This window comes from Rothia mucilaginosa (assembly GCF_001548235.1).
Classification (GTDB): Bacteria; Actinomycetota; Actinomycetes; order Actinomycetales; family Micrococcaceae; genus Rothia; species Rothia mucilaginosa_B.
The window spans coordinates 93,768-108,853 of record NZ_AP014938.1; the positions used below are offsets into that span (position 1 = coordinate 93,768).

Consider the following 15,086-nt stretch of genomic DNA (forward strand, 5'->3'; position numbering starts at 1 on the left):
CTTCAAATGTGTAACGGAAGTGCTCACATGCCGCATGCGAATGCTAACGAGACACCCGTGAATATGCGGTGACATATTCGACGGCACGAAAAGCAGAAATGCAGGTAACGCATAAATTTACCTACCTTCTAATCCTCAGTGTTTTCCCAGGAAAATACAAGCAGCGACGTGGGCGTGTTTTGTATTTTTATGAATGAGCCCCTAATTCGCCTCCAGTATCACGTGAAGGTTGAGTTGTTTCCGAGGTTTTTCCTTGCTCTTGCAGGCAAAAACCCTGGCTACAAGGGGTGTTGTGATGCTTTTATATTTACACATTAATGTAAAAATTTAGGTGAGGTGCGCCAGCAACATTCACTGCGGGCCACACATTTTTTCGACATTCAAAACCTATATTTTTACAGGCAAGTGCACATATATAAATATGTTTTAAAACCCCTGCCCAGTATTAGCCCAAGCAGACAGGCAAAAGGCGGGTACCCCTCCCCCAGATTCGAAGAATCCGAAAGAGAAAATACCCGCCTTCTCACGCGTTTCGAGCATTCAAGCCCGAAAACTAAACGCTACACTTTATGCCTTGCGGCGGCGCATCACCAGAGCAGCACCCGCAATCAGCGCCACAGAAGCGAAAGCAACCAGCGGCATCACAGCGTTAGCACCGGTGTTCGCCAAAGCGCTACGCGAAGAGCCAGCCTGCGAAGAACCAGCCTCGCTCTTAGCAACCGAGGAACCACCGGTAGAAGAATCGGAACCGCCATTCTTCACAGCCGAACCGGACTTATCAGCCTTCACAGCATCCGGAGCAGACTTGGAATCCTGTGCACCAGTCTTAGCATCAGACTTGGAATCAGACTGAGATGCCTGATCCTTAGAGGTCTGATCCTTAGCCTCTGCGGTGTTCTCGGACTTAGCATCAGACTTCTTGTCCTCAGACTTAGCGTCCTCAGCCTTCTTGTCCTCAGCCTTCTTGTCCTCAGGCTTCGGATCAGCCGGCTTCGGATCAGCCGGCTTCGGGTCAGCCGGCTTCGACTCCTCAGCCTTCACACCGGTCACCGTCGGGTAACCCGCAAACTGAAGCGAAGTCGGGGTGATACCCACCGGAGCTGCGCTCGCGTCGGTGTCCTTCACACCAACCTTGAACTTCAGAATCGAGTTAGCCTTCAGCTGCTGAACCGATGCGGGAACGTCGTTACCCTGGCGGTCCTTGGTGGGCAGGGTGGTGTACTCGCTGGCGGTGGTGATCTCGCCGGTGGTGCCGTTGAGCACGTAGGGCAGGGTCACCTTCTCATCGCGGTCCTTCTTGTCGAGGACCAGCACGGAGCCGTCCTTGAGCAGGGTCACGTCGTTCGCGGCTGCGCCGTTCATCTCGACCTCGCCGATGACCTCGTCAGCGCGGCCGTCGAAGACAGCCACCTTGCCGGTGCCGAAGTCGGTCACGTACACCAGGTCGCGATCCTCATCGTGCTCCAGTGCGAGCGCCTGGGTGCCGAACTTGACGAACTTCTTGAACTCGCCGGTGGTCAGGTCGTACACAGAGATACCGGAGTTGACGCCCTTCACACCCTGAGAAGAAACATAAATCTCATTCAGCGAGTGATCCACCGCCACGTCGGAGGGGCGAACCTCAACGGTGGAGTCCTCACCCTGAGTCTGGATGGTCTTCTCAACCTTGAAGGTCTTGGTGTCCACGACGAAGAGCTTGCCACCGGTACGCTCGGGAACGTACAGCTTACCGCCGTCCAGGAACAGGTTCATGCTCACGTAGCGAGTACCGCCGTCGGGTGCGCCTTCGAGCTGAATCTTCTCAACCTGCTTGGTCTTCAGGTCGATTGCGGAGACGAAGAAGCGGCCGGTGACGAACGCCTTACCGGACTCGTGGTCAACCAGAACGGAGCGGGGGTGCTCGATCCAATTCGGGTCGCCTTCCTTCACGCCCTCGTTAGTCCAGATGAGCTTGAGGGTCTGCTGGTCGTACACTGCCACGGAGTTGTCGATAGTGTTGGTGACCCAGACGGTGCCGTCCACGTCATCAACAGTCACGCCGTATGCGGAGGTGTAACCGTACTGGCCCTTGTCGTTCTTCTTCACGGGCAGCTCGGCGAATGCCTCGGTCTGCAGGGTGTCTGCATCCACGCGTGCCAGGGAGGAAGCGAGGCCGCCGCGTGCACCCACGGTGGGGACGAACAGCTTGTGGTTCTTCTTGGAGTAGCCGACCTGGAACTGGCCGGGCAGACCCTGAATGATGTTTGCAACGCTACCGTTTGCGTCCACGGTGCGGTGTGCCTCGGTGGAGGGGGCGGTAGAGTCGGTTGCCTTGGTCTTGGTGGCGGTTGCCGGGTAGCCCTGGAACTCGCGGGTTTCGGGGGTGACCTGCTTGACCTCGGAGTTATCGCCTGCGGTTGCGGTGACCTTGAACTTCAGGATGGAGTTCGCCTGAATGTCGGAGGTCTTGGCGGGAACCTCGTTGCCCTGCTTGTCCTTAGAAGGCTTGCTGGTCACCTTGTTGGAGGTGCTGACGGTGCCGGTAGTGCCGTCGAGGACGTAGGGCACGGTTGCGGTTGCGCCAGCCTGCTTGTCCACAGCAACAACGGAGCCGTTGGGCAGCACGACCAGGTCGTTTGCCTTGCCGCCGTTCATGGTGACCTCGGCGATCAGCTTGTCTGCTGCACCGCCGTCAATCACGCCGACCTTGCCGGTGCCGAAGTCAGAGACGTACACCAGGTCGTTCGCCTCATCGTTATCGAGCGAGAGCGCCTGGGTGCCGAAGGGGATGAACTTCTTGAACTCGTAGGTGGTCGCATCGTACACGGATACACCGGAGTTCTCGCCCTTCACGCCCTGCGAAGAGACGTAAATTTCGTTCTGCGAGTGGTCAATAGCCACGTCGGAGGGGCGAACCTCGCCGTCCTTATCGCCCTTCACAGAGATGGTCTTCTCGACCTTGAAGGTCTTGGTGTCGATCACGAAGAGTTTGCCGCCGGTGCGTTCGGGCACGTACAGCTTACCGCCGTCCACCAGAATGTTCATGCTGATGTAGCGGGTACCGCCATCGGGTGCGCCCTCAAGCTGAATCTTCTCGACCTTCTTGGTCTTCAGATCGATAGCCGAGACAAAGAAGCGACCGGTCACGAAAGCCTTACCCGACTCGTGATCAACACGCACCTCGCGGGGGTGCTCGATCCAGTTCGGGTCGTCCTTGCTCAGACCCGCATTGGTCCACAGCTGCTTCATGGTCGCCTGATCGTACACGGCAACGGAGTTATCGCGGGTGCTGGTCACCCACACGGTACCTTCCTCGTCATCGACGGTGATACCGTACGCACCCTCGTAGGAGTAGCCCGAGTCCCCCTTGATAATGGGCAGCTCGGCGACAGCCTCAATCTTCAGGGAGTTTGCGTCAATGCGAGCAATCGTAGAAACGTGCTCGTCGCGGTCAGCGGTGCCCGCAACCCAAATCTTGTTGGTCTTCTTGGAGTATGCGACCTGGAACTGGCCGGGCAGGCCCTGGGTGATCTTTGCCATCGCCTTGTCGGTGATGGTGCGAGCTTCGCTGCTCTGGCTTGCTGCCCGGGTGGATTCTGCCGCGAACGATGCGGGGATGGCGGCAACGCCGGAAATTGCCAGTGCCAGCGATCCAACGGCGAGGCCCTTGAATGCCTTGCTCGAAGCGAGGTTCATATGTATGTCCTTTTTCGTGGGTGGTGTGTAAAGGTGCGTCTCTCCCCCACCGATGGGTGGTGAGGTACCGCGTTTTTCCTGCTCTCTGATGTGGGTTTCGTGGGCCCACGAGGAAGGAAACTAGTCTTCACACAGTATTTAGTAAGGCAACCATTAACTTACCTTCTAGGTAATACTTACTTAGCGCACAGGATTTTTCAAGATTTCAGGTATATATGACGCAAAATTTCATATGCCAGGCACAGCCTGTCACTAAAACTCCCCGAGGTGCGGCAATATAGCAGCGAGGCGCAACGGGGCACAGCAAAACCCCCGTCTCCAGCAAAGCCAGAAGACGGGGGTTCCACACACCCCAATACACAGTGCCGAAGTGACACGGTGCCGGGGTGACTAAAAATTAGGAGACATACGAGAAGTCAGTGAACAGCAGGTTCTGCAGCTTGTAGCGGCGAATGAAACGAGCCAGCTCCGCGCGAGTAGTCGGCGCGGTCGGGTTAAACACACCCGAAGCATCCAGCACGATGTCGTTCGCGCCAGCCCACGCAACGTAACGGTGCAGAGTACCCGCACCGAGCACGTCGCGGAAACGAGAACCAGTGCCCTCCTTCATTTCGGTCAGCTGAACCTCCGCGTTGTACTGGAACAGCACAGCCGCCAGCTCCTCGTGAGAAACCGGTGCGGTCGGGTCAATCTTGTCGCCACCGGTGAGCGGCTCGGTGATCTTGCGGTCACGAGCCCAGTGCAGCGCGTTCGCGGTCGGGCGGCCTGCCGCATCCGCGAAGGGTGCAACATCCGAGTTTTCGCTCACGCCAGCGTGACCTGCAGCGTGGTTCAGCAGAGCAATAAGCTCCTCGCGGGTCACAGGGCGGTCCGGCTCAAACGCGCCAGTCTGCGGGTTCGGCATCAGCCACTTCTTCTGGTTCGCCATGCGGATATCCTCAGCGAACGGGTGGTTATCCGGAACATCCTCGAAAGAAGTCTTCAGGATCTTGGTCTCAGCCAGGGGGATGCGCGCAGCAATCTGGTGGGTGATCTCCTGACCCCACGGGTCGGAGCAAATATCCAGCTGCAGGGCGTGATCAACACCCTCACCCTGCATCAGCTCGATGGGGAACTGGTCGCTACCGCTGAAGCTGTCAGCGTCACCGTCAAATTCGGGGGTGAGCGGCCAGGAGCGCAGAGTTTCGAAAGAGTCGTTACGAACGTAGCCGTGGCGTACGGTCAGGGTGGTGCCTTCGGTGAGGAATTCGCGCAGACCGTGTGCAGTGTAGTTGACGGTCATACCGGTTTCAGTGATGGTGGCGCGCTGAATAACGAGGCGCGGGCCTTTAGTTTCCTCGGTTGCCGGGGCAAGGTTTGCGGGGGCTTCGTCTGCCTGAGCGGCCTGTGCCTGCAGGGTCAGTGCGCCTGCAGCGGCGGCGGCAGAAGCACCCTTTACGAAGAATCGTCGTGAGAGTCGATGGGTAAGCAAGGGCATGATTGTCCTATTCAGTTCTTGTTTGAGTTGAGTGAGTTACGGGTGGCAGGACGCGTGGACAGCGGCGTAAACGGTGAGTGAGGCCGATACGGTGGTTCCCTCCCCTGTGTGCGTGAGTGAGACGCAGCGTACGGGGTGCGGGTGTCTGTCGGGCGGATGCGCGGTGAGTGAGACCGGCACGAGTTCCCTGACCCAGTCATCTAGCGTACCTTAAGGTCCCGTTTAAAGCGAAGACGAAACGGCGGTGATTTTACGCCCATTTTCGGTATTCAACGAAGTAGGGGCGTTATCTGGCAACGTTTGCCGGAAGTTGGCATGGGTTCTTGATGGGGCGGCTTTGAATTGCTCTACGCCAAAGTGTTCCGGGATGTGGAATATGTGGGGTTCTGAGGTTTTGTGTGCGACACGCTGTTTCAAACCCTTTTCAAAGAGTTATAGTTATTGGTACCCTATCACTGTTTCTATATCCTAACAAAGGAGTTACCCATGGAGGCCAAGGAATTCTCTGAGAAGGCCCTCCTCTTTTTCGCCAAGTCCAAGTACGCCGACCTCTTCGGCGTGGCACTGGTCATCGCCATCGCAATCGCCTCAGGATACCTGAGCACCAACCTCGCCAAATACGTTGACTGGGGCCCGATTACGAGCTTCATCCCCCTCGGCGTGATTTCCGTGATTAACGTGGGTATTTCAATGATGTCTACCCGCCTGACCGGCCGCCTCTCCAACGTTGGCAACGTGCTCGGCATTATTAACACGGCGCTGTCCGGAGCGATCGACTACATTCTGGGCAACAAGGCAGCAATCATCACCTACCCGGTGACCTTCATCGTGTACACCTTCGCGATTCGTAGGTGGCAGAACTCCGAACGCGGCAAGGCTCTAGAACCGCCGACCGGCACGAAGGGCCAGCTGATTATTGGCGGTATTGTGGCGGGTTCGTTCGCGTTCTCCCTGGTCACGAACTACATTGGCTACGGCGGCAAGACCTCGTTCCTGTTCTGGATCACGACCGTAGTGTTTGGCCTGTCCCTGTCAGCGAACATTCTGAACGCGCTCAAGCTCACGATGCAGTGGCAATTCTGGTTCCTGTACAACACCGTGCAGTGCATCAAGGCGCTGACCCAGGGCAACTTCGCGAACGTCGGCAAGTACATCTTCTACATCATCAACAGCGTGGCAGCGCTCCTGCTCTGGACCCGAAACGGCACCGCATCCAAGGGAGCTGTAGCGGCGGTGGCGTAGGGGTGCTCCCCCGGGTACGCTAGCGCACTAGAGCACTAGCCACCACATATCCGCTGAACGATACACAGAGGGAGGGGCCCTCCGGCAATACGACCGGAGGGCCCCTCCCCTGCATTTTGCGGGCATACTTGCCGGCTTCGATAAGCGGCTAGGTTAGCCCATCGGAATCGCGCTACCCTTCAGAACCTGACGCTCAGGAGCCGAATCACTACCCACCTTCACAATGGGGAAAGCAACAAACGCCTGAACACCCTTCTCACGAAGAATCGCCTTCTCATCCACCAACTCAGACACGAAAATGTCAGAGCTCAAAGAACCGCGTTCCATCGCCTTACCAACCTCGTCAACCACCCGGCGGTAAGGGTGGCTGCGCAGGACGGTTCGCAACCGGGCGGGCGTAACCTTTCCGGAGGATACCGGAAGAACCATGAGCCGCGGGTGCAAAGCGTTGTACGGGTACGCACCGGGGGTCACGCCGATTCGGTGGACCTGATGAATCACCGGGAAGTTCGCAATACCCACCAGCGCACAGAAGGCGAGCGCGGTGTCCGTCGGCTGCGGGACGGTGAAGCCGGTTCCGGTTCGGGAATCCGGTTTCTTGTCCAGCGAGTCGTACAGGGTCTGTCCAGTAATACCGCTGAGCATCGCGGAAGGTTCCCAGGTGGCCAGGTCCGCGCACATCAGGCGCAGGCGGTCCTTGACGAACTCCTGTCCTTTGTTGCGGGTCTTCATCTCCCAGCGAGACGCGCCGTGATCCGGGCGAGGTGCCTTGGCTTCAAAACGCCAGTAGGAAGGTTCGCCCAGGCCGGAGATCCAGAGCAGAGACAGCAGGTCGTCACGTTCCATCAGAGCGTCCAGATGAGCCTGTCGGGTCTTCTGGTGAGAAGCCCAGTCGTCCGGGTACTTCTCCGCGTCGATTCCTCGAAAACGCGGTGAGAACGGGGAGAAAACAGCGGCTTCCTTACCCGCACCGTAGGACTGGTCAACGTTCACCCAGCTATCTTCAGCAGCCAGGGAAGAAACGTAGGAGTGCACGCACTCGGCAATTTCTTCTTCTGACACGCCTTCAGCATGCATCTGAGCGCGCGGCTGACCTTCCTGAGACCAACCGACAGTAACGGCTCCAGGGTGCTTCTGCTCCACCATCAGGGACAGCCCGTAGAGGGCAAAATGGGTCAATGCCGAGGTGTAGTCACCGGCAATAGTCAACATTGCCATTAGTGTCCCTCCCGTGAAATCTGGGCGTCTGCTGCGCGTTCTACAGCTTCAAGGTAGGCGGTAGCGTACGGGCCATAGGTGCGGCTCGTCTGCTCCATGAGGTTATCCCAGTAACCGACGTTGAAGAGTCGGGTTGCCTGTTCCTTGAGTGCCTCGTAGTCCGTTCCCTCGGGCAGGTAGCCTTCCTTGAGCAGGAAGCCTGCGTCGTGGGCGAAGGAGAACCGGCCGTGACCGTGGCTGCACCCAATGATGCGCAATACCAGGTCGCGGTGCTCCCCCACCTTTTCGGGCGAGGCCGCAACCATGAGTGCAGACAGCTGCTCGTGACGCCAGCCCCTCGGCAGGGCGCTACGGCTACGGGCGCGGTACGCCTCTGCCACGGAACGGTGGCCACTCTTTGCAAGCGCCTCGGCATCCGGGTCTGCACCTAGCATTTGCTGGAAGCGCAGGTCGCGTTTGCCCTCGTCGTGGTACTTTGCAGCCAGTTCCAGTGCCTCAGAGAATTCCGGTGCCAGGCCGAGGTTCTCGGCAAGCTGGCGGGTACGCTCAGCAACATCGTTCTGGTGGTCGTCCAGAAGAACGGGAGCAGCCAGCACCAGTTCCTGAGCGATATCGGAACCTTCAACAGACTCTTTGCCGGTCACTTCGGCGTACCAGGCGATAACTTCCTGACCGCCCTCAGCCTCGGTAGAAAGCTCAGAAGCAATCATCTTCTTGCCATCAGTGCTCTGGCTGTCGAGCAGTTCCGCCGCCTCTTCGGGAGAGAGACCCAGGTATTCCCTGAAGTGTTTCTCACGGTCCGCGCACTTCTCATACACGTAGAGCTCGGCCACGTAGAGCTCGGCATCATCGAGGAAGGGCACAGCCTTCAGCTCGTCCTTCTTAGAAGGCAACTCACGCTGAGTCACGGCAATGCCCTGGTTCGTGAACGGAACACTACCCATGTCAAGAAGCAGAACGTCACCAGGAGCCAACGACTGACTGCTCTCTGCTCCATGGTCAGCATCCTGCCACAGGGAGATTTCGCCCTGACGGTAAAGGAACTTACGCGGCTTCACGCCGTGCTCATCCTGGTAGTCCAGAATCTCCTGGAGAATCTTCAGATTCGCGGGGAAGGTTTCCCGGTCGCTCGGTGCGAAGTAGCTAGTCTTGAGAATCTCCATGGCGGCAGAAGTGTTGCTCGGCAGGTTATCGCGCACGATAACACCACCCATTGCGGTTTCTGCATCCAGGGAGTCGTGCAGCCACAGGTCAAGGTCCGGCTCATCGTAGGGATTCTCGTCGGTACGCGAGAATTCCAGCAGGTCAGGCCATTCCGGGCGCTGGTAAAGCAGACGCTCCGGGGAGGACTGCACCGGCGGGTTCTTCACCATTGCGGCGGGGTTCACCGACGGGTTCTCAGCACCGTTGAGCGCTTCGAGCCATGCATACGCATTGCTCAGGTCGACCGCCTTGTAGGGAGGCGCATCCTTCTTCACCAAGTCACTGCTCGCAGGCTCAATAACGACGACCTTGGAATCCGTACGGTGGCCCAGACGGTTAACACGGCCGAAGCGCTGCGCCAAGGAGGAAGCAGGAGCCAGCTCAGTCACCAGGTCAGCAAAGTCAACGTCAATACCGACTTCGAGAGTCTGGGTGGCCACAACAACCTTCACGGACTCATCGCCTTCGGTAATGAAGAGACCGGAGTGTTCCGCCTGCAGATTCTTCAGGTCGTACGGGCGCATGCGTCCTACGAGAAGCTGAACCTCATCCTTTCCAAGCGCCTTATTCTTAGCAAGTGCTTCCTTGATAGAGATAGCCGTCCGCACATGATTGACGATACAGCCGACAGTGTATGCTTTCTTGGAGCTTTCACCCGCCTCACGGTGAGCAAGGCGCTCCATAATGGCGTCCACAGCGGCATTCACGGTCGGAGAGTTACCGGGCTTGCCGTCCCACTTATCAATGGGGTGGAGCACCAGTTCCTTATGCGAGTAGACACGGCGGTGCAGCTCTTTATCATTCGGCGTATCGAGAGCCTCAATGTCAACGCCCAGGGTGGTCGATTCGCTGTCCTCAGTGGAGGGGGTAGCAGTCGTCTCAACCACCTGCAGGGTGGGAACGCCCAGGTCAGCCTCATACTTCTGCAACTCGGCAATGCGCTGAGTGGTGTGCAGCAGCTGACGGTTCATATGAGCCTCGTCGAGCACCATGACGGTGTCCATGGTCAGCAGAGCGGTCTCACGCGGGCGGGCGGCCTTGGTGCTGCCGTAGCCGCGGAAGAGCGCTCGCGAACCGTACATGTCGGGAGTTGCGGCAATGATTGCGCAGGCCGAAATGTCGGTGACCGGCAGGTTGCGGTTCGAGAGTTCGCCACGGATGTGGCCAGTCTCGAAGGGTTTGCTCCCCTTCTCGTCGTTGCGGGTCTGGAAGCTATGAAGAGCTTCAGCAACCCTACGCAGAATATCGGGCTCACCGGATCCGTCAGTGAGTGCCTTCCCCATGCGGCCGAGAATCTTGTCGGCACGGGTTGCCTGACTGTCGACCAGCGCGCGGCGTCCCACGGTCACGCAGAGGCGACGGGGAACGCGCGGCGCGGCGCCAACCGCTGCAAGCGCATTCGCGAAGAGGTGGATATCAACCACGGAGGACTTACCGGAGCCGGTCGGTGCGTTAATGCGTTCCGGCCATACGCCGTGCTCGCAAATGTGGTCGAGTACCTCTTCCTGCCAGCTGAAGGGGTCGTACCCTCCGTTGAGTGCGGCAAAGAAGTCACCGAACTCATCACGAGTGATGGAGGGTAGCGCGGTAGCGGGGCTAGTCATGCTTTTCCTCCTTCTTGCGGCGGTCGTATTCTTCGGTGGGCACGTCGAACGGAACCAACAGACCGCCGCCCATGTGGCGGGACTGGCCGATGGCTACGAGGGTCGTGTCCGTTGCCAGGTTGCCGAGGTCTACGACGCCGCGCCACGGCTCTGCGGGCAGAGTGCGGGGCAACTTGTAGGCGTAGGCGGCGGGGTTCTGGGTTACACGGTGGGCTTCCAGAACCTTGGCCTCTGCCTTTTTAGCAACCTGGTCCCTCAAGCTGCGAATTCGTTCGCGTGAGGTTTCAGCCTCGGGCGCTTCGAAGCTGTCACGCCACACATAAGCCATGGAAAGCAGAGCGGCGTCAGCGAACGTCCAGGCCTTCGTCTCGGTCTTCTTCGGGCGGTTGAAAACGCGCGATTCGGGAACGGCCGCACTGAGAGTACGCCACAGACGCTTGTACCCGGTCTTGGGAGCATCCCAGAAACCTTGCGCCGGCAGGCGCTTCTGGCGAAGCTTCACGGTCAGTCGGGGGAAGTCCTGAGCGTAGAGAGTTTCTACGCTCCTGAGTGCGATACCGAGTTCTACTGCCTCATCGGTCGGGGCGCTTGCCGGGACCAAGACGAGCAGGACTCCCTTAGACTTCACCTCACGACGCAGATAGTCGGGCAGGTAGCGGGCAGGCAGGTACTGCAGCGCCAGGCTGTTGGCAGGCTTGTGACCCTTGGGGTACCTGCCGGTGATGAGGCTGGGCGCACCGAATCCTGCGGCAGCTACGAGAGCCTTGTGCAGCAGGGAGCATGCCTTGACGTACTGTTCGGACTTCAGCTCTTCACCGTCTACTTCGAGGAGCCACAAGTATTCCCAGGGGCTGGTGGAGGTTTCAGCCTCCACAGGCTGGTACTTGATAGATCCGAGGCCTGCGGTGGGTACCGGGGAGGGGCGCATCGTGTCGCTCGCGGCGGTCTTGTCGCCTGCCTTGGTAGGAACCTTGACGGGGTACGCTTCTGCGTGAGCACGCATGAGCGCGTCAACTCGACCGGGTACGGGTACACGGACGGGCATGCCGCCTGCTTCGAAGGGGCCCGACTTAGTGTCGATAGTGTGGGTGGGTTCCACGTCTCCGGTGTAGAGGGCGGTGAGGCTGCTGGCTTCTCCGAGGGAGGGTACTTCGCCGCAGAGCTGGGTGATGGTTTCCGCGATGTCTGCGGGTACCTTATCGTACTGCCAGCCGATGGTGTCGGATACTGCCCAGCCGTCGGATACGGCGCGACGTTCGGTCTGCCGCCCATCCTTCTCGGAATATGCCACTTCGCGGTACATGAATCGGCTCATCTTGTTGGGTGAGCGGTACACGGGGCACATGTCGGGAAGCTGCAACCCGGTCGGGGGGTTCTCCTCAAGCCATTTGAGGGCCTTGAGAGATTCGTCTGAGGGGGCAAGCTGCCCGTTTTCGATAATTGCGTGAGGTCCCTGCGCGGCCGCGCTGAGGAGCGCGGCCTGCAAGCGGGCAGGGTCGGGGAAGGCGTCGGGGCTTCCGTCTGCCTTGTGGCCCTGGTATACGCCGAGCGGGAACCTCGCGAGAATTCCGAGGTTCGTCATATTATTCAGCGTCCTCCGCGGTGGCGTTCTTAATGATGATGGGGTTACCCTCGACGTTGAAAGTCTGGCCATTCCAGTCAGCCACACCAGCCTTCTTGGCGTTCTCGATAGCTTCGAGGAGAAGCTGGTCGGTGTGTTCAACGGTCAGGGGTGCGAAGGTCTTCTTCTTACCGAACCGCTGGTCGAGGGTGACAACGGGTGCGGCAGATTCAATCAGGTCACAGTTGGCACGGATGTAGAGCTCACGCTCGGCACGGGCGATAGCGTTGAGGCCGAGCGCGGCGAGGAGTGCACGCGCAGCAACGTTCTTGGTTTCGTCCTGACCGAAGCGCAGCTGGCGCAGGGTGGCGAGGCTCAGTACCCAGGAGCGGATGATACGGTGGCATGCGACGGCACCGGTTTCTTCGAGCGTGGGCGGGATGCTACCCAGGCCGAGAGTGGATGCGGAGATGCGGGCGTCAGCCTTGGCCTTCTTAATGTCGTTGCGACGAGCTCCGACATTGCCCGGGCTCAGTTCCGCTTCCTGGTCGTTCACCAAGGATTCCATGTCCTTAGGCGCAAGCTTCACGCTGGCGGCTACGGCGTCGACGCGGGCGCCGCCACGGCGTGCCTGTCGGTGTTCAGCGCCAGGTTCCTGGTCTGCGAGGACGCCGATGATTTCACCGACGAGGGCGCTGCGCAGGCGGACCTGATGGCTCTTGCGAGTGGAGTCCCATGCACCGAAGAGGAGCGCTGCGGGGGCGGTGTTGAGCAGTGCGCTCATGTCTGCGGGGGTACTGTTGCGCAGTGCGCGGTACTGGTCGTTTTCGGTGATGAGCTTGTCGTCGATGGTGCCGGCGCGGAAGTGGCCGTCGAAGATGCGGTGCGAGAGCTCCATGTCGCTGTATTCTACGGGGCCGTTTTCGGTCTGGTAGGTGACGACGGCGCGGGGAATCTTGACGACTGCTTCGTCGCCGTACTGGCGGCCCTGTTCGATGGCGGCTTCTGCGCGGTTGAGTTCGGACTGCTTGCTGTCGATGAGGACGACCTTCTGAGGCTGGCCCTTGACGTCCTTTTCAGGTTCCTTGGATTCATCCTCGTTCTCGGATTCGTCCGGGTTCTGAACCTCTTCCACAATGTAGCGGGTTTCGTATGCAAAGACAGACTTACTGTCATTTCCCTTACCATCAACGAACTTGGCGGGTGCCACGGATGCGTGGGGGCCTGCTGCGGGTTCGAGTTCGGTGATGGAGGTGATGACGGAGCCGCCGCCGAGCTTGACGTTCTCGATGAGGTCGGCGAGGGTGATGGTGGTCTGGGACATGTTTGTCTCCTTAGATAGTGTGTGCACATCTCGCGTCGACGCGTGGGTTGTGCACGATTTTTTGTTGTATAGCTTTAAGCTACTCTGCTTTTTCAAATAGTGCGCGCGTTTTCGTCACGCCACTACTTCAAGGACGGTAATGCCCCTGATTCTGCACCGTAACCGCCTTGTTTAGGCACTATTCAGCGCAGCTCCAGGGGCACTTAGTTGCATAAGCGGGTCAGTATATAGAAGGGGCTAGAGTCTGGCCCTGTTTTCTTGCTATACTCTGGGATTGAGTTCTGCGGCAACAGAACTCAAAATACCCCGCTTATTGCGGTATCAACGTACTTCAAAGCCGCCTACTGCGACTCCGTCGTGGTAGGCGGCTTTTGCACATCCCCTGACACGTGCAGGGTTACATGACTATGAGGGGTAAGAACGGTAATTACCGTTCCACCGTGACTCATAACCGAGACATGAATATGGGCAGATTCCTCCCCAATGTTCAGAGGCAGAGCGCTTATAGCGGCCCCATCGCCCAACATTTCTTCAGAATGTGCATTTCGAGGAATACCCGGCTCGGGAAGGTATCCCACACGAGCCAGGATAGGCTTGAGCACCATTTCAATCAGCACAAATGCAATAAGATTCACAATCACCCCCGTGGCCATCGACGTAGCCTGCGAGATGGGATCAGCTCCGATGGTCAGCATTACTGCCAACTTCCTTATCGCCGCTTCAAGTAGACTGACTGCACCAGATTTTCCAGGAGTCGGACTGAGGTTCAAGCGACATAATCAGCCTCAGTCGCTCAAACGTACCACACCCTCCTCGAATAGTCAAAATCATGAAAACCCTCGAGCCCCCTAAGATTTCTAATGGAGGTATATTTTTTTAGTCCCCCTTCCAGAATTTTTCTCGAAGGGGGACAACACAGAAAGCTCTCAAAGAGCCCGAATAGCTCACATTGAGAGATGCGTAAGAAAGGTTGCCCCTTGAGAGTACTACTGGAGTCCTCAATGAATGCTCTCACCACAACGGGCGCGAGGAACAGATAGGAAGCGCATACTTCGAGGGTTTTGCAACCTCCTCTATTATCCCACTCCCTCAACCAGTCCGCAATCGAACTCGTCATTCCCCTGCTCCCCTGCCGCGCGTTGCTACAGGATGAGGGCATCCGATTCGGTCGCTTCACCGAGTCGCTCCGCTATCGGTAGATTCGTTGGTCTGGGTTGGAAGTCGCTATCGGAGAGTGTCTCTGCTTTTGCGCGTTGAAATCTTAAAGGGAACTGCCCCGGTCTGGAGACCATGACAGTTTCCAGAACGGGGCAATGTAACCCGCATTGGGCACCTGGGTTTAGGAGTAGGTTCCTTCGAAAGTCCCCGCCCGAAGGCGGAGAAATGCCGGAACATTGCCCAGCGGCTCAGCGGTTTTATCGCCTCAATGAAAGCCCCTCCACCAGGAGAGAACATCTCATAATATGCACCTGACTTATTGAATGTATGAGTCCTCAATGAAAGTCCCCACCCGAAAGCGGGGAAATGGGCTTGATTTGAGCTCAGAGACCCTTGATGGCTGGCCTCAATGAAAGTCCCCGCCCGAAAGCGAGGAAATAGCTAGCTAAAAACTAGCATGTTATGGCGCAACAGAGACTACTACGGCACGAGACTCTCGCGGATTACGTACCCAAAGTGTACATCACGCAATATCTATGCTTACCGCAGCATCGTCATCCGAAGGCGGAGAAATTAAGCCGCGACCAGGCCCGAAATGCTGGACTTGCCGCCTCAATGAAAGTC

General features: G+C 58.1%; 8 protein-coding genes. 1 reads left to right on the forward strand and 7 read right to left on the reverse strand.

Annotation, left to right across the window (positions count from 1 at the left end):
• Positions 1 to 567 precede the first annotated feature (567 nt).
• Entirely contained in the window at positions 568 to 3,675 is a 3,108-nt protein-coding gene (locus tag RM6536_RS00360; protein WP_060823587.1) for a DUF5074 domain-containing protein, read from the reverse strand.
• 397 nt (positions 3,676 to 4,072) lie between these two features.
• The gene (locus RM6536_RS00365; protein ID WP_060823588.1) at positions 4,073 to 5,152 is read right to left on the reverse strand and encodes an S-layer homology domain-containing protein; all 1,080 of its coding nucleotides are present in this window, start codon (positions 5,150 to 5,152) and stop codon (positions 4,073 to 4,075) included.
• 486 nt (positions 5,153 to 5,638) lie between these two features.
• On the opposite strand from RM6536_RS00365, the gene RM6536_RS00370 reads away from it, so the two are divergent.
• Positions 5,639 to 6,394, forward strand: coding sequence for a nicotinamide mononucleotide transporter (locus RM6536_RS00370; RefSeq protein WP_060823589.1), 756 nt, complete (start codon positions 5,639 to 5,641; stop codon positions 6,392 to 6,394).
• A 153-nt stretch (positions 6,395 to 6,547) separates the two neighbouring features.
• Here the strand turns inward: RM6536_RS00370 and RM6536_RS00375 are convergent, their stop codons facing one another.
• The 5 genes from RM6536_RS00375 to RM6536_RS00395 form a co-directional block, all read right to left on the reverse strand.
• On the reverse strand, positions 6,548 to 7,612 hold the full coding sequence (locus RM6536_RS00375) for an aldehyde dehydrogenase (RefSeq protein WP_060823590.1): 1,065 nt from the start codon (positions 7,610 to 7,612) through the stop codon (positions 6,548 to 6,550).
• Positions 7,612 to 10,419 (reverse strand): type I-U CRISPR-associated helicase/endonuclease Cas3, encoded by a 2,808-nt coding sequence (cas3u, locus tag RM6536_RS00380; RefSeq protein WP_060823591.1) that lies wholly within the window; start codon positions 10,417 to 10,419, stop codon positions 7,612 to 7,614. Before cas3u ends, RM6536_RS00375 begins: the two co-directional genes overlap by 1 nt.
• The gene (csb2, locus tag RM6536_RS00385; RefSeq protein WP_081094625.1) at positions 10,412 to 12,001 is read right to left on the reverse strand and encodes a type I-U CRISPR-associated protein Csb2; all 1,590 of its coding nucleotides are present in this window, start codon (positions 11,999 to 12,001) and stop codon (positions 10,412 to 10,414) included. Before csb2 ends, cas3u begins: the two co-directional genes overlap by 8 nt.
• Position 12,002: 1 nt before the next feature.
• Positions 12,003 to 13,304 carry a type I-U CRISPR-associated RAMP protein Csb1/Cas7u gene (cas7u, locus tag RM6536_RS00390; protein ID WP_060823592.1) on the reverse strand — a complete coding sequence of 434 codons (1,302 nt, stop codon included), beginning with the start codon at positions 13,302 to 13,304 and terminating at the stop codon, positions 12,003 to 12,005.
• Positions 13,305 to 13,645: 341 nt separating this feature from the next.
• A complete protein-coding gene (locus RM6536_RS00395; protein WP_060823593.1) occupies positions 13,646 to 13,999 on the reverse strand; it encodes a hypothetical protein in 354 nt (117 codons plus the stop codon).
• Between the last annotated feature and the right edge of the window lie 1,087 nt (positions 14,000 to 15,086).